22 protein-coding genes are annotated in these 19,737 nt (G+C 41.5%); 7 read left to right on the forward strand and 15 right to left on the reverse strand.

What is annotated here, in order from left to right:
• Positions 1 to 67: 67 nt before the first annotated feature.
• Together pyrE and rph are read right to left on the reverse strand one after the other, a co-directional pair.
• A complete protein-coding gene (gene pyrE / locus AB6D07_RS01355) occupies positions 68 to 709 on the reverse strand; it encodes an orotate phosphoribosyltransferase (protein ID WP_009847982.1) in 642 nt (213 codons plus the stop codon).
• A 104-nt stretch (positions 710 to 813) separates the two neighbouring features.
• Complete coding sequence (gene rph, locus AB6D07_RS01360) at positions 814 to 1,530, reverse strand: ribonuclease PH (protein WP_017097394.1); 717 nt, start codon at positions 1,528 to 1,530, stop codon at positions 814 to 816.
• Positions 1,531 to 1,812: 282 nt separating this feature from the next.
• Here rph and AB6D07_RS01365 point away from each other — a divergent pair, with 282 nt between their 5' ends.
• Entirely contained in the window at positions 1,813 to 2,679 is an 867-nt protein-coding gene (locus AB6D07_RS01365) for a YicC/YloC family endoribonuclease (RefSeq protein ID WP_009847984.1), read from the forward strand.
• A gap of 201 nt (positions 2,680 to 2,880) precedes the next feature.
• On the forward strand, positions 2,881 to 4,098 hold the full coding sequence (locus tag AB6D07_RS01370; protein WP_017102408.1) for a site-specific integrase: 1,218 nt from the start codon (positions 2,881 to 2,883) through the stop codon (positions 4,096 to 4,098).
• A 26-nt stretch (positions 4,099 to 4,124) separates the two neighbouring features.
• Here the strand turns inward: AB6D07_RS01370 and AB6D07_RS01375 are convergent, their stop codons facing one another.
• The 12 genes from AB6D07_RS01375 to AB6D07_RS01430 form a co-directional block, all read right to left on the reverse strand.
• The gene (locus AB6D07_RS01375; RefSeq protein WP_017102409.1) at positions 4,125 to 5,195 is read right to left on the reverse strand and encodes a macro domain-containing protein; all 1,071 of its coding nucleotides are present in this window, start codon (positions 5,193 to 5,195) and stop codon (positions 4,125 to 4,127) included.
• Between the two features lie 8 nt (positions 5,196 to 5,203).
• Entirely contained in the window at positions 5,204 to 5,812 is a 609-nt protein-coding gene (locus tag AB6D07_RS01380; RefSeq protein WP_017102410.1) for a DUF4433 domain-containing protein, read from the reverse strand.
• The gene (locus AB6D07_RS01385) at positions 5,809 to 6,402 is read right to left on the reverse strand and encodes a DarT ssDNA thymidine ADP-ribosyltransferase family protein (protein WP_017102411.1); all 594 of its coding nucleotides are present in this window, start codon (positions 6,400 to 6,402) and stop codon (positions 5,809 to 5,811) included. The genes AB6D07_RS01380 and AB6D07_RS01385 overlap by 4 nt, the downstream gene beginning before the upstream one ends.
• 48 nt (positions 6,403 to 6,450) lie before the next feature.
• Complete coding sequence (locus AB6D07_RS01390; protein WP_017102412.1) at positions 6,451 to 7,284, reverse strand: hypothetical protein; 834 nt, start codon at positions 7,282 to 7,284, stop codon at positions 6,451 to 6,453.
• Positions 7,285 to 7,286: 2 nt separating this feature from the next.
• The gene (locus AB6D07_RS01395) at positions 7,287 to 7,832 is read right to left on the reverse strand and encodes a hypothetical protein (protein ID WP_017102413.1); all 546 of its coding nucleotides are present in this window, start codon (positions 7,830 to 7,832) and stop codon (positions 7,287 to 7,289) included.
• Complete coding sequence (locus AB6D07_RS01400; RefSeq protein WP_017102414.1) at positions 7,832 to 9,055, reverse strand: restriction endonuclease subunit S; 1,224 nt, start codon at positions 9,053 to 9,055, stop codon at positions 7,832 to 7,834. The genes AB6D07_RS01395 and AB6D07_RS01400 overlap by 1 nt, the downstream gene beginning before the upstream one ends.
• A complete protein-coding gene (locus tag AB6D07_RS01405; RefSeq protein ID WP_017102415.1) occupies positions 9,045 to 10,679 on the reverse strand; it encodes a class I SAM-dependent DNA methyltransferase in 1,635 nt (544 codons plus the stop codon). The genes AB6D07_RS01400 and AB6D07_RS01405 overlap by 11 nt, the downstream gene beginning before the upstream one ends.
• Positions 10,680 to 10,685: 6 nt before the next feature.
• Positions 10,686 to 13,862 carry a type I restriction endonuclease subunit R gene (locus AB6D07_RS01410; RefSeq protein WP_017102416.1) on the reverse strand — a complete coding sequence of 1,059 codons (3,177 nt, stop codon included), beginning with the start codon at positions 13,860 to 13,862 and terminating at the stop codon, positions 10,686 to 10,688.
• Between the two features lie 10 nt (positions 13,863 to 13,872).
• Positions 13,873 to 14,802, reverse strand: coding sequence for a restriction endonuclease (locus tag AB6D07_RS01415; RefSeq protein WP_017102417.1), 930 nt, complete (start codon positions 14,800 to 14,802; stop codon positions 13,873 to 13,875).
• The gene (gene mads1, locus AB6D07_RS01420; RefSeq protein ID WP_017102418.1) at positions 14,799 to 14,975 is read right to left on the reverse strand and encodes a methylation-associated defense system helix-turn-helix domain-containing protein MAD1; all 177 of its coding nucleotides are present in this window, start codon (positions 14,973 to 14,975) and stop codon (positions 14,799 to 14,801) included. The genes AB6D07_RS01415 and mads1 overlap by 4 nt, the downstream gene beginning before the upstream one ends.
• A 127-nt stretch (positions 14,976 to 15,102) precedes the next feature.
• A complete protein-coding gene (locus tag AB6D07_RS01425) occupies positions 15,103 to 15,288 on the reverse strand; it encodes an AlpA family phage regulatory protein (RefSeq protein WP_016788474.1) in 186 nt (61 codons plus the stop codon).
• 162 nt (positions 15,289 to 15,450) lie between these two features.
• On the reverse strand, positions 15,451 to 15,888 hold the full coding sequence (locus AB6D07_RS01430) for an RNase H family protein (protein WP_017102419.1): 438 nt from the start codon (positions 15,886 to 15,888) through the stop codon (positions 15,451 to 15,453).
• A 220-nt stretch (positions 15,889 to 16,108) separates the two neighbouring features.
• Between AB6D07_RS01430 and radC the strand changes: the two genes are divergently transcribed.
• From radC to AB6D07_RS01455, 5 genes are all read left to right on the forward strand, one after another.
• Complete coding sequence (radC, locus tag AB6D07_RS01435) at positions 16,109 to 16,585, forward strand: DNA repair protein RadC (protein ID WP_017102420.1); 477 nt, start codon at positions 16,109 to 16,111, stop codon at positions 16,583 to 16,585.
• Positions 16,582 to 17,007 carry a DUF2787 family protein gene (locus tag AB6D07_RS01440; protein ID WP_017102421.1) on the forward strand — a complete coding sequence of 142 codons (426 nt, stop codon included), beginning with the start codon at positions 16,582 to 16,584 and terminating at the stop codon, positions 17,005 to 17,007. Before radC ends, AB6D07_RS01440 begins: the two co-directional genes overlap by 4 nt.
• Before the next feature lie 26 nt (positions 17,008 to 17,033).
• Positions 17,034 to 17,462, forward strand: coding sequence for a DUF2787 family protein (locus AB6D07_RS01445; RefSeq protein ID WP_017102422.1), 429 nt, complete (start codon positions 17,034 to 17,036; stop codon positions 17,460 to 17,462).
• A gap of 211 nt (positions 17,463 to 17,673) precedes the next feature.
• Positions 17,674 to 18,234 carry a tyrosine-type recombinase/integrase gene (locus AB6D07_RS01450; protein ID WP_017084306.1) on the forward strand — a complete coding sequence of 187 codons (561 nt, stop codon included), beginning with the start codon at positions 17,674 to 17,676 and terminating at the stop codon, positions 18,232 to 18,234.
• 102 nt (positions 18,235 to 18,336) lie between these two features.
• Complete coding sequence (locus AB6D07_RS01455) at positions 18,337 to 18,837, forward strand: lecithin retinol acyltransferase family protein (RefSeq protein WP_017102423.1); 501 nt, start codon at positions 18,337 to 18,339, stop codon at positions 18,835 to 18,837.
• 54 nt (positions 18,838 to 18,891) lie between these two features.
• On the opposite strand, the gene AB6D07_RS01460 is transcribed toward AB6D07_RS01455, so the two are convergent.
• Positions 18,892 to 19,554 (reverse strand): inovirus Gp2 family protein, encoded by a 663-nt coding sequence (locus tag AB6D07_RS01460; protein WP_017102424.1) that lies wholly within the window; start codon positions 19,552 to 19,554, stop codon positions 18,892 to 18,894.
• Positions 19,555 to 19,737 lie beyond the last annotated feature (183 nt).

Genomic DNA, 19,737 nt, shown 5'->3' on the forward strand with positions numbered 1-19,737 from the left:
ATTTTTCTTTTTTAAGCTCTAAACCTAAGGCACTAAACCATTAGGTTCAACTTCTTCAGTTTACGAATTAGATTCCGTATTGAGTTCGGTACGCTTTTACTGAATCAAGATGTGCTGCGTCTGTGCCTTTCTCTTCAAGAAAAGTCACTAAATCAGTCAGGCTAACGATTGAGATAATCGCACAGCCGAAGTCGCGCTCTACTTCCTGAATCGCAGACAACTCTCCTTTGCCCTTCTCTTGACGGTCGATAGCAACAAGCACACCCGCTAAATCAGCGCCGTTTGCTTGGATGATTTCCATCGACTCACGAATCGCAGTACCAGCAGTGATCACGTCATCCACTAACATGATGCGACCTTCAAGTTCGCTACCCACTAGGTTGCCACCTTCACCGTGGTTTTTCGCTTCTTTACGGTTGAAGCAGTAAGGCGTGTCCACATCATGGTGATCCGCTAGTGCAACCGCTGTTGTTGTTGCGATTGGGATACCCTTGTACGCAGGACCAAATAGTACATCGAACTCAATACCTGAATCTGCTAATGCTGCTGCGTAGAAGCGACCTAAGCGTGCTAGATCACGACCTGTATTAAACAATCCAGCATTAAAGAAGTAAGGGCTCTTACGGCCAGACTTTAAAGTAAACTCACCAAACTTAAGTACTTCTTTCTCTAGTGCAAATTCAATAAATTCACGTTGATATGCTTTCATGTTTTTCCTCTACGTTTATTCAATAAAACTTAACTTACGCTCTGCACTACCCTTTCGAGTTTTACAGACAAAAAAATAGCCCCCAAATTGGGAGCTATTAAAAACTATTCTGCTAACGCCGACTTCTGCGCTTCGACGATATCAGTAATGCCCTTATTCGCCAGAGCTAAAAGCTGCATCAGCTCTTCGTGACTGAACGGTTCGCCTTCTGCGGTGCCTTGAATCTCAATCATCTTACCGTCTTCCGTCATTACAACGTTCATGTCGGTATCGGCTGCTGAGTCTTCAACGTACTCAAGGTCACACAGTGCTTGTGCACCAACGATGCCCACTGAAACTGCCGCTACGTGGCCTTTCATTGGGTTCTTTTTCAGTTTACCGCTTGCTAGTAAGCTGTTGATAGCATCAGCCATTGCAACGCTTGCACCTGAAATAGAAGCAGTACGAGTACCGCCGTCAGCTTGGATAACATCACAATCGACAGTGATCATGATTTCACCCATTACTTTCAGATCAACAACAGCACGTAGGCTACGCGCGATCAGACGTTGGATTTCCATCGTACGACCACCTTGCTTACCGCTCGCCGCTTCACGACGGTTACGAGTGTGCGTCGCACGTGGAAGCATGCCGTATTCAGCCGTTACCCAACCCTTTCCTTGGCCTTTCAACCAACGCGGTACGTTTTCTTCTACCGTCGCATTACATAGAACTTTAGTGTTGCCGAACTCAACTAATACAGAACCTTCAGCATAAGCAGTGTAGTTACGAGTAATTTTAATTGGACGAATTTGATCTACAGCGCGGTCATTTGGACGCATTGGTATCTACCTTATTAACAGTCTGAAGTGATTTACTATCGAAAGAGTGCATCACCTAAGAAAGGGGTGAGACAGTTTTGATTGGGGCAAGATTATATAGCAGTTTATCTTTCAAATCTATTTACCATTCAAAGTGGCCTACTACTTAAGGCGACTTACGACTCAAAGATACTTACCGTGAAGGCTATTTATAACGGAAAATCGACAAGCTTCGGGAGCACACCATATCGTGATACTATGCGTGCGCGTTATTTTCAGAATGATAAAAGACAGGAAAATTCGATGATTTATAGTATGACCGCGTACGCGCGCAAAGAAGTAAAAGGCGATTGGGGTACAGCAGTATGGGAAATCCGTAGTGTAAACCAACGCTACCTAGAAACTTACTTCCGTATGCCTGAACAGTTCCGTGGTTTAGAGCCAATCCTACGCGAGCGTTTCCGTAAGCGTCTAGCTCGCGGCAAGGTTGAATGTAACCTACGTTTTGAAGCAAACCCAGCAGCGAAAGGCGAGCTAAGCATTAACGAAGGTTTGGCTCAGCAAGTAATCAATGCTGCTAACCAAGTAATGACGATGACAGGTGAAGACAGCCGTTTGAACCCATTCCAAATCATGAACTGGCCTGGCGTAATGGAAACGCCAGAACAAGACATGGATGCCATCAACAAAGATCTACTTGAAGCATTCAACGATGCCATCGCAGAGTTCATTGACGCTCGTGCTCGTGAAGGCGAAAACATGAAAGCGCTCATCGTTCAGCGTTTAGATGCAATCACTGAAGAAGTCGTTAAAGTTCGTGCACGCATGCCTGAGATCCTAGAGTGGCAACGTGAGCGTCTTCTTACCAAATTTGAAGATGCGAAAATCGAACTGGAAGGTTCTCGCGTTGAGCAAGAGCTTATCCTACTGGCTCAGAAGTCAGACGTAGCAGAAGAACTAGACCGCCTAGACTCTCACGTGAAAGAAGCGAATGTAGTATTGAAGAAAGGTGGCGCTTGTGGCCGTAAACTTGACTTCATGATGCAAGAGTTCAACCGTGAATCAAACACGCTAGCATCTAAGTCTATCAGCACAGACATCACAGCATCGGGCGTTGAGCTTAAAGTTCTTATCGAACAGATGCGTGAGCAGATCCAGAACATTGAATAATAGTTATACTTGTATTTAACTGCACTTACATCATTAAAATACAATAACTTAGATAAAAGCACTTTCCACCAATGTATTCTTTAATACATTATTAACCACCACCAACTGGTGGTTAATGTGGTGGGTATGATAGACTTACCATCAAGATAGGTGGTGGGTAAGAAAGTATTCACCAAGATCAGGTACGATTAGAGGTGAGTTATGGCTAAGTTGTCCGTAAAGAAAGTAGAAGCGCTCATTAAGGCTGGTGGCGAGAGAACACAACGCCATGCTGATGGTGAAGGCTTATACCTAGTGGTTCCAGCGTCAGGTACTGCAAGCTGGATGCTACGCTTTACCTCTAATAAAAAGCGCCGTGAAATGACGCTTGGTAAGGTCAATGACCTTTCCTTATCTAACGCTCGCCTCGAAGCCGCCACTAAAATGAAACAAGTGAGAGAAGGCTTTGATCCCCTCATACAACGCAAACGTGCCGAACAGGAAAGCATTAAAACCGTTAATGACTTATTCGAAGATTGGTACCCCACCTTAGTTAAGCGCCTTAAACACCCTAATATCCCCAAACGTGTTTACACTAAAGATATAGCACCACACATAGGTGACATCCCTCTCGATAAGATTACCGCACGTGATATTCGCACAACAATCACTGCGATTAATGACTCTGGTCGCCCGACTATAGCCAATGACGCTCTAGGTCACTGTAAACAGTTATTTAATCACGGAATGAAGCTAGACCTTCTTCAAGGTAATCCGGCCTCTGCATTTACTGTGAGGGATGCTGGCGGCATAGAACAAAGTAAAGATCGTTTCTTGACTGAAGATGAATTGAAACAGTTCTTCAGTATCGCTAGAGAGAACAGCACTAACTTTAGCCGCGATAACTACCTAGCTTGTGCATTATTGGTTTGTTTAGGTGTGCGTAAATCTGAATTGTGTGAAGCAAAATGGGACGAATTTAATCTAGAGGAAGGCTTATGGCACTTACCAAAGGAGCGCAGTAAAACTAATGTCGGCTTTACTATTCCATTAGCACCAGAAGTATTGAAATGGTTTGAGGAATTGAGAGTAAGGAGTTTTGGTTCTGAGTATGTATTTCCTAGCAGGCGAGCCAGTAAGAGCCCTCACATGGGGCCGGATACGCTAAACAGGGCAATCACTAAGTTATTTGGACATGAAGCAGGGAAAAAGAAACAGCCGCCTAACTTGATGGGCGACATGCCGCACTTTACTGTACATGACCTACGCCGCACGTGCCGCACGCTACTGGCAAAACAAGGCACTCCCGGCCATGTGGCCGAGAGATGCTTGAATCACAAGTTAAAGGGGGTTGAAGGTATTTATGACCAGTATGATTATTTGGAAGAGCGAACTACAGCACTGTTGCAGCTTGCTTTAAGCATAGACAAGCTAATTTAAACCAATTTAATTACAACTTACCTAGTTTATAGCATTGCGGGTGCCTTATAAGACAACCAGTTTTGCTCTTGTAGCCTTCGTAAGGCTGCAAGGATATGCACCGACTTCATTCTGGCTTTACGAGGGTTCCAACTATGCACTTTTGCCACTAATTCATCACCATCAATATTTGATGACTTAAGCTCTTGTGTTATCACCCAATGAACGGTTGATAGTAACTCCATACCATTTTGAGACTCAAACCCTTCTATTAGCTTGGCAACCTTATCAAAGCGCTGTTTGGTCTCTGTATGCTGCTCAAGATAATTAAGAGCCTCAATTACAGCATCGCCTTTAAGCTCAATCGGTGTTTCAGGCTTATTTAGACCATCGGCATAACCTGAAATAAAATGGCCTTCCATTTTATCGAGCACATGACGAAGTACATCAGCATAAGGACCATAGTGATGCTTTTGAAAGACAACCTTGTTTAATGGCTCACCAACCGCTGTTAGAAAGTACACGAGCTTCTGTACTTCAAGTAAAGATAAGCGATAACCAAATCCCGTTGACACATAGCGCTCTATCAAGCCAAGCACAGCCGCTCGGCCCGTTGTCATAGCAGGTCGTTTAGTTTTATTTAGCATAGCTTCTGCTTTAGGTGCTGCTTGTGGTGGGTAGATCCGCCATTCAACATCAGGCATATCAGCTAAATGTTCTTTAATGAGTAACTCGACTTGTTGCCAAGGTAATCCTCCCAAACCACTACCTAATGCTGGGATAGCGACCGATTTAAGTTCTAAGCGCTTTACTTCTGCTTTCAAGCTCTTTAAACCTTGCTCTATAAATTCAAGCTTAGAGCGGCCTTTCCAATGTGCTTTTGTTGGAAAATTAATCACATAAAATGGTGCACTGATTGAGTTTAGGGGTACGGATAATACTTGCCCTATGACGAGAGATTTATCATCACATGCTTTCTTATAAACTTTAAAGTTATCAGGAAATGCTTTTTTAAATTGCAGAGCTAAGCCTTTCCCCATCACGCCTACCGTATTTACGGTGTTGATGATAGCGTCAGCCTGATCATGCAAAATATTACCTGTCTGATAAGTGATCATAGTAACCTCTAGTAATACCATTCAGGTCGTATGACAACCTCTGGCTTATGCTGTTCAGCCTGAAGCAGGGCATTGACCTCACCTGCAATAGCTTCCGTCTTAACGCCAATTTGCTTAATTGTGGTCCATTGCACTGATTCAAAAGCTAAGAACTCAGCTTGCTTTTCTTCTTTAAAATCTTGCCAGTACTTCTCATTAATAATCCGCTGAATATCCAGTTCACCAATCCGATCAAAGTCATCAATCTGCTCGGCATAATCTAAATCTGCATGGATGTCGGTGAAGAAACAATGCTGATTGCTAAAACGAATAGTATCTGTATCACTAATTAAGTGTAGCACTCGGTCTTGACCACCTTGAAAATCAGGGTGCCCCTTATAGATAACAAACAGCATGACAGAACGAGGACAGAAGTTAAAAGGCACATACTGACCGATAGTTCCGCCAGCAGCCACATTTACAGGCCGTACAAGACGGCGCTGTTTAATATGGTTATAACCTATATTCTGATTCACTAACCCTAGTTCAAGACGCTTATCATCAGACCACAGACATGATTGTTGTAAGATACTACCGAGGTTATCAATATGTGTGATGTGTGAAACTTTTACTGTCATGTCATAACTCTTGGAAACATGTTGGGGCGTTTATTGACGTATAAGCTTAACTTGTACTGTCTTACCATTTTAGTCACTCTAGCTTCACAATCATCTGTTTTAACAAAAATGGTATAAATGTGGTCCGCATTTACAATTCCAGGAGCAAGGCATTCAGCCATACAAACACTCTTGCTATTTGCATCACTGTAGTCCCGTGTATTCATTGCGCCCCAATCAATAGCTTCCATTCCTTCATCGTATGTCATTAACGAGATTAATTCATTCGCTAACGGATGACGGGGGATTACTTCCCAATTTTGTGATTTAGAATGAGCTCTCAAAATGCCGAGGATAACAAATGCCTTTGTTGGATTGGCTTTGACAACGCCTCCGTCAAAAGGGTTATTGGCAAAAAAATGAAAAGGAACTTTCTCATCAAGGTTTAACCGCTTTCTTTTCTCAAGTATCTCCGGATCTGCAACATCAGAAAAACCAGCAAGTTCACACCTTGGCTTTATACCTTCACTTAATATCGAATCAAGATTCATTATATCTGTAATGTGATAGATAAGTTTTTGCTCTCTGATATCTGCTCTTTTGTAAGCCATTAGAACCCTTAACCTAAGAAAATAAACAACACTACTCTTAAAAGAGTATTAATCCATAGCCTGTACAGAGTTAGCCAAACGCTTTTCATGCCCTAAAGGTGTAGTGTAAAAACGCTGTTCAATACCGTAGAGCAAATATTTGAGCTCATCGTCTGAGTTGATTTCAAACTTACTGTTTTCTTTATCGAACGTTAACTTTTGCTCACAGTAACTATGAATATACGAGTACATTTGATCTCGCTCTTCCACTGGTAATGCCGCCAGTGTACCCATTGCCAATGCGATACGTTTACGATTAGGCTTCGATACTTTAGACGTATCATAGCCATCAGAAAGTTCGATAAAGTCCTCTTCTAAGAACCTTTCAACCTCTTCTTTTGTAGCTTCTTTGTAGAGCTCATCAATGCCTTTAAAGATGCTAGATATTGTCGTTAGGCTCTTAAATACTAACTTATCCTGCGCTTTGTAGTAGACAGCATCAGCCACTTGATTAACTACCAAACGCTTTTCAGTACTTTCAAGCTCCGCGGCTTCGCCGAATGCAATCATCTTCTTGGTAACAAAAAGAGAAGGCGTTATTTTTTGAAAATAAAAATCATCGCCTTGAATAGCATAAAGCTGAACAATATCTTTGAACTTAGCTTTTGGAAGGTCGTCATAATCTTTTGAATCAAAATCGACTTTAAGAATATCAAGACAGTATGGCTGTTGACTAAAGTTATCGATTTTAAACCACGAATCCTCGTCTAGGTTGTGGTCAGGGGCATAATCGACACAGGCATCATCAGTAACGAGCAACTCCTCGAACAGTGTTTCGTCGGAAAGCAACTTAAAGACATTCTTTTTATTGCGACCTTTAACTTTAGTCAGTACTGAATCCACGATTACCCTCGCTCAATAAATGTATAATTATTAATACGATAAGCTTTGCCTATCACTATATCACCTGGTGTTTTATAGCGCTCTCGGCTTATCAAAAAGATGGTTGCACCATTTTTCGTTGTGATGTTGTAGAACTCAAATCCAAACAATAAAAATAGTGGGTTGAAGTAAAGCGCCTGTGATAAGAAAGTAAACACGAACAGGACACCATAGACAAAAAACAAGGTTTCCCAGTTGCCGATACTTAATGCAACAAAAAAGTAGCCTAAGTAGCTAGGAAGAAAGCTGTTATTAGCATGTTCAACCTCAACCACCTGTCCCGCTTTGAACTCATCTTTACCAAGGTATTGACTGAAGAAAATACTCAGCCCACTTAACGAGATTGGTATTAGGAGGTAAATAATGTATGAAATTGCGTTCGGCAAGGTGGCTAAGTATGTGCACTTATCAAAAAAGTAACCTAACGTGTAGCCCTTCTGCACCACAAAGATCATCAACAACAAAGAAGTTGCGGTAACAGTGAGCAATAGCCGATACGCAACATTCATCATTTCACCGTAACTTGACCATTCATTAGCATTGGGAGAAGCCAATCTCTTAGCTTAATCAGCTCACTATTCTCTGCTTTAATATTTTCAATTTTACTTACGCCATTCGATGTTACACACACGAACTTTTCTAGTAGGTCTTTGTATGGCAATATTATCTTTTGTCGAGAAACTTGGGGGGCAGTCAATTGCCTCTGGACTGAACCCGAGTTATCAAACTCTATAGACTTTATGTATTCGTCTATATATTTTAAGTAGGCCTGATCGTTTGGCGTAACAACAATAAGCCTAATGATTGGTACAAATGGAATCATTCTTAAAAAGCTAACTCCAATAGTCCCTCTTGCGGATATAGTTACACTCGGCTCTTTTATCTTAGCTTGATCCGTGTAGCCATAGAGTCCATAGTCTTTAACTCCATTTGAGTAAATTGGAACTGAGCATTTAAGAGTAACTTCTTCAGAAAACACCTTTGGCTTATCACCACCTGCCTTAATTGTAGCGATTTCAGATAACTCCTTTACTTGCCAACCATTAGGGATTTCGCGTTTCAACCCTTCGTTATAAACCATCTTCCCGCCAGATGTTTTGTAAGGCTTTCCGTCTGTATCCGGAAAATCAAACTGTACGAACCAGTAGTCATAGACAATTTTTACCATAGCTTCTAGTTCGCTATGTATACGATTATTAAGTTCAAGTTTTTTGTCTAGTAAAGAAAGTACTTCAACGATTTTATCTTGATAAGTCTTAACAGGTACTTTAAATCTTAGCGCTGTTAGGTAATCAATATTAATGTTGTCTTGGATGCTTCCACTTGCAGAGTTTTGAATCGCTTTTCTGATATACGTGAACACATAATGCATAAAAAGCTCAGAAGATTCTTCTGAATCAGCATTAAAGCCAACTACACTATCAGGAAAACACATTGGATAACCTAAAAGAGCTGTTTCAGCTATATTTGCTGCAATGGTTATACACAAGGTATTTTCTGGCCAAATAGCGCTTTGAGCTAAACCAAGTTCACTATAAGCTGCACTGTGGCTACGAATGTAAAGTTCTGTACTCTTAACCTCGCCCGTTTGCACTAATGGGTATATACCATTCTCAAAAAGTTTAGGATCATTACGAGGTCGATGACGTGATTTCCCACGTCGAAAGGCACCTAAGTCAGACAACTTTTTATCTTGCCAATGTTCGTTATACTTAGACTCATTAAAGATCATACTTTAACCCTGACAGTTGCTGCTTTATATTTAATTCTAATTCTGCCGAATCTTTAAATAAGTTATCTAGATTACTTGTAATCCTCTGTATCTCTTCAGCAAACTGTTCTTTGCTAATATCAGCATATTCAATTTTCGCTTCAAAATACTGTCCAGCACTTAGGCTATGGTTTTTGGCTTCAATATCGGCATAATCAACTACAACAGAGAAATCGTCCACGGCTTCTTTAGCTTTAAATACATCAATAATTTGCTGCTCTTCTTCGACCGTTAGCACCGTCTTTTGGTTTTTTCCTTCTTTTACCTTTTTACCGAGGTTAGATGCATCAATCAAAACCACTTTATCTTTATTAGTATCATCGATAAACAGGATAGAAACGTTAGTACCTGTGGTGGCAAAAATGTTGGCTGGCATCGACACTACACCAGCCAGCATTTTTTTATCGACTAAGTATTGACGGATTTTCTTGTCAATACCGGACTGAGCGGTAACGAAACCTGTTGGCAATACTACCGCCGCTTTCCCACCAGGTTTTAATGATGAAACGATATGCTGTAAAAATAATTGGTAGATTGCCATCTTATCTTTGGCTTTTGCTGGTACTTTAGGTACGCCAGCAAAGAAGCGTTTTTTATGATCCTTCCCCTCCAGCTCTTCGTGGATATCACTAAAATCAAGCTTAAATGGTGGGTTAGAAACGATGTAATCAAACTGCTTTAAGACGGCGCCATCTTTGTGGTGAGGATGACGCATAGTGTCACCTTCAATCACATTAGGAATTGAATGTACCAAATTGTTTAGGATTAAGTTCAACCGTAATAAATTCGATGATTTCTTCGAGATATCCTGAGTAAATATTGAGCATCTGCTTTCACCAATGGCGTGTGCCACATTCATCAACAACGTACCAGACCCTGCCGATGGGTCGTAACAACTTACATTACTGACTTTTCCTTGCTGCTCTTCTGGTACAAGAATGTTAGCCATAATACGAGCAACGGCATGAGGCGTGTAGTACTCAGCATATTTGCCACCTGAATTGCTGTTGTAGTCTTTGATTAGGTATTCAAAGATCACGGCATAGAAGTCATACTTTTGGGTAAAAATACGCTCAAAGCTAAACTCAGCAATGCTATTAATGATTGCGCGACAGAAATCATCACGCTTACTAACGGTCACGTACTCACTGATAGATTCGAATAGAGCGACCTTCTCTCCAGAGTCGGTCATTACTGAGAAAGTATCACTGTTGAGCATAGAAATATCACGCAATGTGTCATCGAACAACTTAGCGAAGTCGGCTTCATTTTGTTTCGCAAATAAGGTTGAAATGAAGTGCTCTTGTTTTAGCTCTGCAGCATCAGCTGGCAGCTGCATCGCCAGCATTTCTCGCTCATCATCGTTTAGTGCGATAAACGCTTGTTCCCAGTTATCACTGCTTTCCAGCTTGGGTTCAATTTGTTTCGTTTCGTAGGTGAACTTATCGTTCAATAGCTTATACAAGAATACCTGAGTAATGATCTTAAATTCACTCGCGTCATTACCTAAACCGTTACGGGCACATGTTGATTTTAAGTCATCAATCAATTGTTTAGTTTTACTTTGGAAATCTTGTTCTACCATTTTGTCCTACCACGGCGTTCTGCCGTTAAATTCGTTTAAATACTCACGTACCACCAACGTATTGATATGCTTCGCAGCTACGGGAGTTAAGTTGATTTTTTGCTCCATTTTGAACTGTTTGATGGTATTAGGCATTACTGTACGTTCAAAATAGCTCTCGTTATTGAGTAACTGCTGATTGTTCAACACTTGCTCATCGGTTAGCTGCTTGATTGCAGCTAGCGCATCAAAGATACGGCGTTCAACTAAGTTTTCAGTGCTCTCAAACAGCTTACTATGCTGGCCTTCTCCTCGTTCCCCCTCAAGGAGTCGCTTATGAGTTCTAGCGTACTTTTCATCACCTAGGTACTTAGCCTTATAACGGCTGTTTTCTTGGTTAAGCAACTTTACTCGCTCATGAATCTTTCGCAAAGCACCGATGTTCTGATCCATCTGTTCTTGGCTTACTTCACTCAAATTCTTAGTTTTGAATAGGCGTTCTAACTCTTCTTTCAAAGCAATAAATTTCGGGGCAGCTTGGTCTATGTTACCAGCCAAAGCCTCACGGGTTTTGCGTAAGGTGTTTTTAAGTTCGTCTGCTAACTTAAGTTCACTTTCACCGACCTTGGTAAACATAAATACGACATCTTCTAGCGCCGCATTTAGTAAGTTAGTGGTATCGGTACTGTTCTCTATTTGCTCTTTTAGGTTCAATTTCCCCAATTGAGCATTGGTATATCGGTATAAGACGTTAAGCTTTGCAAAATCTAGCTCTTGAAGCTGCTCAGTATCCCCTTGAAGGCGGATAAGATTATACAGGTCTTTGGCACTCTCTAAGGCTTTTTTTAAAGCGAGTATCTGTTTGCGATCTGAGATCTGGCCAATCTGTTGCTGGAACAATTCAGTGTTCTCAGTATCGAATTGGAATAACACACCTTTTATGTGCTCAATCTCTTCGCGCACTTCTTCATGGCTTTTGAACAAGTTGGAATAACTGTCCATTTCATCGCCAAGTTCACTTTTTAACTCATCAAAATAGGCTTTATTGGTCGCGTCAAATTCAGCGCTGATATCAGCAAAATCAACTACGTAACCATAGCGGAACTCTTTGTAGGTGCGGTTTACACGTGTTAACGCTTGAAGTAGGTTGTGCTTTTTAATGACTCGACCCAAATAAAGCTTTTTCAGTCGTTTAGCATCAAAGCCCGTAAGCAGCATGTTGTAGACAAACACGAAGTCTATTTCACCTGCTTTATATTGCTCTACCCACTCTTTACGCTCTTCCTTGCTACCTACGTCATGTAAAATCAGAGCAGCTGAATGTACTTGGTTATCTCGTTTTAACTTTTCGTTGTAGCTAGCCCTTGGCTCATGGATAGCACTTTCTTTTATCCGTGCCTTTTCAGACTTAGAACTGGCAGGTAAAACAGGCTTGGTGGCATAAATAGCATTAAACTGTTTGAACAATTCTTTTGCTTGTTCAGAGCTATCACAAATCACCATTCCACCAATACTGTTATCTCCCCACGAAGAGCGGCTTTTTTCAAAGTCCTGAACGATGTAGCTCAGCATAGGTTCTACGAATCTAGGATGGGCATAAGCTTGCTTTTTATCAATACTGCCTTGCAGTAACTCGACCTCTTGAAGAGCTTCACGCATTGCCATTACATAGTTGCTAGCAATCTCTTCACGAATTAAACGTAAGGTATAGCCATCTGCAATTGACGCGTTGTAATAATACTTGTGGATGTAATTACCAAAAATCTGTTTAGAGCTAAATGCTTTGGACTCGTTAGTCGGATCTTTATCTTTTTCTGCTAACAGTAACGGAGTACCTGTTAAACCAATCTTAATTGCATTGGGATCTGACTGGGTGAGGTTGGCTAAGAAACTACCTTTAGGGTTGTAGCTACGATGCACTTCATCTAAAAAGTAAACACGTTGGATATTGACGTCATAATCTACGGTTCGTAAAACACTAGGGTCATCCTCGAACTTTTGAATATTAACAACGGTGATCTCCGGCTTACCCGAATCATTATGGATCACCTTAGTTGCCTTGATACTCTGAGCAAAAGCTTCTCTAGAGTTCACTGTATGAACCATTAACCCACGACTCGTAAATTCACGCTGTGCCTGAATAAGTAGATCAATCCGGTCAACAATAAAATAAAACTTAGGGATTATGTGTTGCTTTTGATAGTAATCGGTTAAGTGCCTTACGTTGTAATAGGCCAGAGCCGTTTTTCCACTTCCCTGAGTATGCCAAATAATGCCTTTCTTAATGCCTTCACTTAACTTACTTTCAATTGCTTTGGTTGCAAACAGCTGCGGATAGCGCATCACGTGTTTTTGCAGACCATCTGTTTCTTTAACATACGCTAGAGAATATCTCAGCATGAATGCAAGGCGCTCAGGGTTAAGTAGTGATGTGCATATTCTATTAGTTGGCGCATCATGGCCTTTGTTAGTGAGGAACTCAGGACTATGTTTAATAACAGTGTAGTTATTATCTTTTAGAACAAAGTTCTCAGTATCATCAGCTAAAGGCTTAAGTAGCTTAGTAAGATTAAGAACTTCTTCTTCTCGGAAGTAGTTGAAGGTAGGCTTTGTATAAGATGAACTCGCATAGAACGCCCCTTGAATAGGCTCGGGGCTACCATCATCGTACTCCATGTTATTAGAAAACAGCATGAGCTGAGTAATGTTAACGAAGCGTCTAAATTTGGGGTTTTGGAAACGTTCATTGATTCGTTTTCGTTCATCTAGAACACCATCTTTATTATTTGGTTTTTTCACCTCAATAAAGACTAAAGGCATACCATTAATGAGCAGAATGATATCTGGACGAAACTTTTCATCACCGTTCTTGTATGTAAGCTCTGTTACTACGTGTAGGCTATTTTTTGAGAAGTCATCAAAATCAATGAGCTTTGTACCGGAACGACTCGTCAGTTTTTCATAAAAAGCACGGCCAAGATCTTCATTGTCTAAGCTTAACTTTAAGTCATCCAAGCAGCGTTCAACATCTCCATCATCCACTCCAGGATTAATACGCTCAATCGACTCTTTGAAGATATCCGGGAAAATGTTGGTATCAGTGCACCAAGTAGCCTGCTTTAAAGATAAGTACTTATACCCTAGGCGGGTAAGGTGCAATATGGTTGGTATCTTTACCCGTGTATCTTCGTTTTGTTTGGTCATGATGTCTCTATTAATTCTCAAAAAATTCTTCATCGATTTTCTTCAGGTGCAATACATCTTCATCTCGGCTACCAATGTTGTAGCGCAGCATCAGTTTTGCCAACTCTTTACCATTGATAAGCACGATACGCATACCAAGGTCTTTCGCTGTTTGAATAGCTGATGAGGTAAATTCTGAAGTGGTAATAAAAATCCCTTTCTGTGCCTTCTTCAGATTGAGTGCACCAAAGAAGTCTCGAATTTCACCTGCGCCAACATTATTACCATCAGCATATCGCTTAGCCTGGATGTAGACCTGATCAACACCAAGTGGATCTTGATTGATTACGCCATCAACACCGTTATCACCACTTTTTCCAAGAGTATGAGCCATACCTTCATCACTTCCGCCGTAACCCATAGCTAATAGCAGATCGATAAGTAGTTGCTCAAAGAAAGCAGGGGTTACTTTACGTGTTCGGGATAAGATATCTGAGGCCAGGGCATCATTGATTTGTTTATACGCAGCTCTTAACACTTCATCTGGAGTGATTTCATCTACTGTATCTTCAATTACTTCAGTAGAGGCTGTTTGCGAACTTAAAGAGTCATTCTTCTGTTCTTTGAACGCAACAAACTCATCAAACTGCTTTAAGTATTGATTATTGATAACCGCACCTTTATCTTGCAGCGCTTGAATGCCTCTATCTGTAATAATGAAGTGTGCTCGCTTAGTAGCTTCAAGCAAACCTGCTTTAGTAAGGTAAGTGCGTGCCCAGCCAATACGGTTGTCAAGGATGGTTTGTTTACCGCTCGGCAATCGCTCTTCCCGATCTTCTTCTGAGAGATTGAACCGTTGTGCTAACTGATTAATCACATCCCTTAGTTTTACTTCTTTCCCATTGGCATCCTTTGCGATTTCAAGAAATGGGCGCATAAACTCTTGGTAACTGGGGATCATCCATTGTCCTTTTGTATTTCTATCCAAACTTCTAAATCTTCTCGCTTAAAGCGCCATGATCCACCAACCTTAAAGCCTGGTAGCTTGCCTTCGCTTGCTAATCTGTATGCTGTTTTCTCGGCTAACTTTAGATAAGCCGCTACTTCTTTAAGCGTTAGGATTTGGTCAACCATTCAAAGTGCTATCTCATATTGGTTTAGTCATCAAAGTTGATATGAGAGAATATGGGAAAATTAGGGAATGGACAATGTGTAGATATGTTTTTATGTGACTGTTGTTTTATATACTTATTATGCAATCTTAATCGAGCTCTGCTGCTTGCAACTTCTCTATCATCCAATCTTCTACCTCACTTTCCAGCCAAGCCTTGCGCTTACCCATCACGGTTACATTCTTAGGAAATTCACCAGCCTTAATCAAGTTGTAGATGCTGCTTCGACAGAGTGTTGTTTTATCCATGACTTGTTGTAATTTAAGAAATTTCATTTTGAAACCTTGTTATGTAGTTCAACTCATAACAAAGGCCTCTGCGTTATTTTTTACTTTTACCTATCTAACCTACTGTCAGGAGATGATTAAACAGACATATTAGGGTTGCACACAAACAAGAATCACTTGCTGGCTATGCCAACAAGTGATTCATTATTATTACAACTGGCCATTCGCCACTGCGACTGCGTATCTATAAGCGGCATCTTTTCCTGCGGAGCAAGCAGCTGCTTTCCTCACCTCAACTTGTTTATCTGCACTTCGTTTATCCACTAGCTCCCAAAGGTCTTGATGAGCTATCGGCTTTTTATTTGCTTTACGCCAATTTCGACGTTTCCAACCATCAAGCCAGTCATTAAAACCATCAACGCAATAGTCACTGCTTAAATAAATAATATCGCCATCACAAGCACGCTCTAGCCCAAAAGCAAGTGCTGATAACTCTGCGTAATTACGGTCTACGATGCTATCAAGGAACAACCAGTCTTCACCCGCTATTCTTTCATAGTCATCGAATACAACCTGCCCTAACCCAGCAGAGAGTCGTCCTCTTCGCTTCTCTACGATGGCTGCTTCTACATAAATTTCTTTTTTCATTTTTATACTCTCCAGAGACTAAAAAGCCGATACATCCTTTGCACCAGCTAATTGTGTTGATTGTTCATTCGTCGCTCTATTGCGATTGCTACATAACAACGGCAAGAGAGTTATTTTTTACCTGTCTCTGGAAATACTCCCACCTCACACCCCGATTCAAAATACTCTCAGATATATTTCATCAGTACGCATAACCATACAGATAATCGAAGGAGCTCTTATGCGTAACGCCAACAACCAACACGATTACCCATTCAAAACTTCAGAGTTAAATGAACTGCTAGAGCGTGCAGCCGAAGCACTGGCTGCGAAATACAAGCGAGAAGGCACGTTCACTAACCCAACCAATGTTAAGGAATATTTAAAGCTCAAGTTAGGGGCTCATGACCGCGAAGTGTTCGCCGTGATGTTTCTTGATAATCAACATCAATTGATCAGTTTTGAAAAGTTGTTCTTTGGCACTATCGATGCTGCCTCTATTTACCCACGCGAGGTACTCAAAGCAGCACTAAACCATAACGCTGCTGCCGTCGTTTTTTCTCATAACCATCCTTCAGGTATTGCTGAGCCCTCTCAAGCAGATAGACGCATTACACAGCGTTTAGTAGATGCTCTCAAGCTGGTGGATATCCGAGTGTTGGACCACATCGTTGTGGGTGAGGATTGTGTGTCATTTGCAGAAAAGGGGTGGGTATGAATAAGTTTGTTATTTCAGGGGTAAATGATGAACTCGTTAGTCCCATGCATTGTTTTCTTGAAGCACTTATGTCTGAAAACGTCATCCCCAATACAGTCGAGCGGGTAGCGTTAAACATACGCTCTAAAGATATAAATAGTCGCTTTCAACCAATCGAAATTCAATTAGAGCGAACATCAAGCAAAACACCTTGGCAACTTCGCTTTATTGCCACCTTTGATGTGATGGTTACTGGTAAGCCACAAAAAGAATTATCGCTGTATTTCAACTTCGCAGGGTGTTGGTTCTACCACCCAGAGATTAAGCAGTGCAACTTACAACGGCCAGAAGTTCAAACCTTACTTGCTAGCTGGCTTAAAGCCATCACTCACACTCTCATCACGCAACCTGCTATCTCAATCAACATCACATCCGTTCGTTAATCCTAACTTATTTCAAAGAGGTTCCTATGAATCAAGCAGCCAATCTGGCTATGTTCGCGTGCAAGCGAGCTAAGCCTTCACATCAACTGAAAGACCTAATCAAACGCTCTATTGATGATGTTAATTACCGAGGAAAAATGACCATCTGTTTTCAAGATACCAATTACCACCCGAAAGACGGCGGCTTTCACCCTGTATCTATTACGGTAGATATCAAAGATAGCCATATCGCTCTTATTGAAATCACTGACCTTGTTTATGTGGGAACCGGTACACCAGAGCTCGTTCCTGACTTAGCTTTTGATTTTGCTAACAACGTCGCTTTCGCTCGTTTCAGCGGATGGCTTGGTATGTACCTGCAAGAAACAACCGAGCTATATGAAATGTGGGAGTGTAACTTTCTAGCTTATGTAGAAATGAACGCCTACGACCAAGTTCAGGTTGAGTACAGTTAATCATCACTCGTAGCAACCCTATCCACTCACCGTCCCGCTCCACTTCATATCACAAACATTCAGCACAACCACCAGCACAGAGCCAAAACGAGGCTGCTTCCCATATTGTTAAAACGGGAAGCATCAATCCCTTGATGTATAAGGACTCTTTAATATCATCGGCTCTGTGCTTCCCAAAACACCCTTCTACAGACAAAAAAGGAAGCAGATTATGGCTGAGGTCCAAGCAGTCAAAGACGATGACACCATACGCCTAGTTGGTCATCTGTTGAGTATTCGCTGTAATCCACAAATGGCCGATGTGTGGCATATCGGATTAAACCTGGCACTGCGGATTTCTGATTTATTATCGATCCGCTTTGAAGACATTCATGGCGACCGAGTCATTATTCGTGAGAGTAAAACAGGCAAGCTCGCCAACATTCAACTCAATACCAAAGCGCAGCAGCACATCGCTAGATTGAGAGAGCAACATCCCGACCACATCTATTTGTTTCAATCCCACCGATGCCAACAGTTGAAAAACAAACCACCCCAGCCAATCTCGCGACGCGCTGTGTCCATGGCATTTCAGCAAGTAGGCCAAGAGCTGAATATCGCTTTAGGTACTCATTCGATGAGAAAGACCCGAGGTTACTTTCTTTATCAATCCACAAAAGATATAGGCCGTGTCATGAAAATGCTTCGCCATACTTCAGAAGGCGTGACGCTTCGCTATATAGGAATCACTCAAGATGAAGTCGATAAAGACTTTGTTTCTCTTGAACTTTAAGCATGAACATTTACTCAGGGGGCGGGACCGCTAATCCCTTATAAACATTAAGCTCAGAGCCCTTTTGAGTTTCGTTATCATCACATTTGAGAGGTAAATAACATGAATCCATATCACGCAATAGGGAGCTTTGTTGTAGGCAGCTTATCGAAAAGTTTAATCCAAAATTTATTCTGGAAAACCGACGGTCCAGTAAGGGGGAGCATTGTGTATTGCGATCTCGCATTTGGCTATGCTGAGCATTCAGGTGTATACATGGGAAATGGACGTATCATCCATCGTAATGGCAAAGGCCTTATCGAAGCTACATCAATTCGTCAGTTTCTGGCGGATACCACAGCCCTTTCGATTTACGTCAGTTGCAATACCCAAGGTAGAGCCATTGGCAATGAGTCTACTGCTCAAATAGCAGGAGCTATGCTCGGTGTACAAACAGACTACTCCCTGTTAAATGAAAACTGCCATCAGTTCTGTAGCCACTGCCTAAGTGGTGACATATTCTCAAACACGTTTACATTAACTCAGCTTAAACGTGATGCTCATGCGCACATTAAAGCTAGTCAGTGGCGTGTATGGGATTTGAGACATCGTCACAAAGGATAAGGGGATTCACTCCCCTTTATTTTTTGCTTTCTAGATAAAGACCTAGGTTCGAACCTAACGAATACTTCGACCTATACATCGATGACCTTCGTCATAATGCTTCGTGGCATACTTAGCAAAATAACTGAGCCTATTGAATAAGTCGTTAAATTGTTCAATAAGGTCCTCGCTTTTTCTATCAAGGACATAACATGCATTGTCAGGGAAGTGCACAAGACGGCGGATAGTACTAACATCACAATTCAATGCACTAGCCCAAGCACTGGTGATAGTCCATGCTAGAGAGCCTGATCTTATAGTATTGCCCAACCTACCAAAACGGTCTTCATTCAGGAATAAGACAAAGTGATAGTGGTCGTGTGCCGATTTATCACGCTCCCTAACCCACGCGAACCTAACAGTACAGGGATAAACTCTTGTTCCTTTGCGGTGACATCTTCTTTCATGTGCCTTAAGTTTGGCCTTGAACGACTGAACAAATCGAGTAGCTAAATCTGTACGATGAATACCTAAAGCTTCGTTGCCCAAGATTTCATCACGGCTAAGACAGTCAAGTAAAGCACCTTGGGGTTGACGAAGGTCAAACCGAACAGCAAAAACCCGCGGGTACTCATCCATTGCATTATCCATTGGTACACGGATAACTTCTAAGTAATCGTTGTTAAGCTCATAGGATAGGCCTAATGTTGGTAGTCCTTGGTAGGTAGATTTCTTCATGAGATTGATTCCTGTGTTGTTCATCTACAGGTATCTCTACTCATATATTTTTTCACCTTACTTCCTAACCTACTTGAGGTAGGTCTATTCCCTCTAGCTAACTCCTTTACCTACATATACTAACCATACCGTCACTTAAAATTGGCTTGTTACTCGGTCACAAACCAGCTCTGACAACACTTC

Origin of the sequence: Vibrio sp. 10N.239.312.C11, from assembly GCF_041466065.1 — a bacterium.
Classification (GTDB): Bacteria; Pseudomonadota; Gammaproteobacteria; order Enterobacterales; family Vibrionaceae; genus Vibrio; species Vibrio tasmaniensis_A.

Coding starts and splice junctions, on each gene's coding strand:
- pyrE (WP_009847982.1), bottom strand. CDS start 709: ATGAAAGCATATCAACGTGAATTTATTGAATTTGCACTAGAGAAAGAA.
- rph (WP_017097394.1), bottom strand. CDS start 1,530: ATGCGTCCAAATGACCGCGCTGTAGATCAAATTCGTCCAATTAAAATT.
- AB6D07_RS01365 (WP_009847984.1), top strand. CDS start 1,813: ATGATTTATAGTATGACCGCGTACGCGCGCAAAGAAGTAAAAGGCGAT.
- AB6D07_RS01370 (WP_017102408.1), top strand. CDS start 2,881: ATGGCTAAGTTGTCCGTAAAGAAAGTAGAAGCGCTCATTAAGGCTGGT.
- AB6D07_RS01375 (WP_017102409.1), bottom strand. CDS start 5,195: ATGATCACTTATCAGACAGGTAATATTTTGCATGATCAGGCTGACGCT.
- AB6D07_RS01380 (WP_017102410.1), bottom strand. CDS start 5,812: ATGACAGTAAAAGTTTCACACATCACACATATTGATAACCTCGGTAGT.
- AB6D07_RS01385 (WP_017102411.1), bottom strand. CDS start 6,402: ATGGCTTACAAAAGAGCAGATATCAGAGAGCAAAAACTTATCTATCAC.
- AB6D07_RS01395 (WP_017102413.1), bottom strand. CDS start 7,832: ATGAATGTTGCGTATCGGCTATTGCTCACTGTTACCGCAACTTCTTTG.
- AB6D07_RS01400 (WP_017102414.1), bottom strand. CDS start 9,055: ATGATCTTTAATGAGTCTAAGTATAACGAACATTGGCAAGATAAAAAG.
- AB6D07_RS01405 (WP_017102415.1), bottom strand. CDS start 10,679: ATGGTAGAACAAGATTTCCAAAGTAAAACTAAACAATTGATTGATGAC.
- AB6D07_RS01410 (WP_017102416.1), bottom strand. CDS start 13,862: ATGACCAAACAAAACGAAGATACACGGGTAAAGATACCAACCATATTG.
- AB6D07_RS01415 (WP_017102417.1), bottom strand. CDS start 14,802: ATGATCCCCAGTTACCAAGAGTTTATGCGCCCATTTCTTGAAATCGCA.
- mads1 (WP_017102418.1), bottom strand. CDS start 14,975: ATGGTTGACCAAATCCTAACGCTTAAAGAAGTAGCGGCTTATCTAAAG.
- AB6D07_RS01425 (WP_016788474.1), bottom strand. CDS start 15,288: ATGAAATTTCTTAAATTACAACAAGTCATGGATAAAACAACACTCTGT.
- AB6D07_RS01430 (WP_017102419.1), bottom strand. CDS start 15,888: ATGAAAAAAGAAATTTATGTAGAAGCAGCCATCGTAGAGAAGCGAAGA.
- radC (WP_017102420.1), top strand. CDS start 16,109: ATGCGTAACGCCAACAACCAACACGATTACCCATTCAAAACTTCAGAG.
- AB6D07_RS01440 (WP_017102421.1), top strand. CDS start 16,582: ATGAATAAGTTTGTTATTTCAGGGGTAAATGATGAACTCGTTAGTCCC.
- AB6D07_RS01445 (WP_017102422.1), top strand. CDS start 17,034: ATGAATCAAGCAGCCAATCTGGCTATGTTCGCGTGCAAGCGAGCTAAG.
- AB6D07_RS01450 (WP_017084306.1), top strand. CDS start 17,674: ATGGCTGAGGTCCAAGCAGTCAAAGACGATGACACCATACGCCTAGTT.
- AB6D07_RS01455 (WP_017102423.1), top strand. CDS start 18,337: ATGAATCCATATCACGCAATAGGGAGCTTTGTTGTAGGCAGCTTATCG.
- AB6D07_RS01460 (WP_017102424.1), bottom strand. CDS start 19,554: ATGAAGAAATCTACCTACCAAGGACTACCAACATTAGGCCTATCCTAT.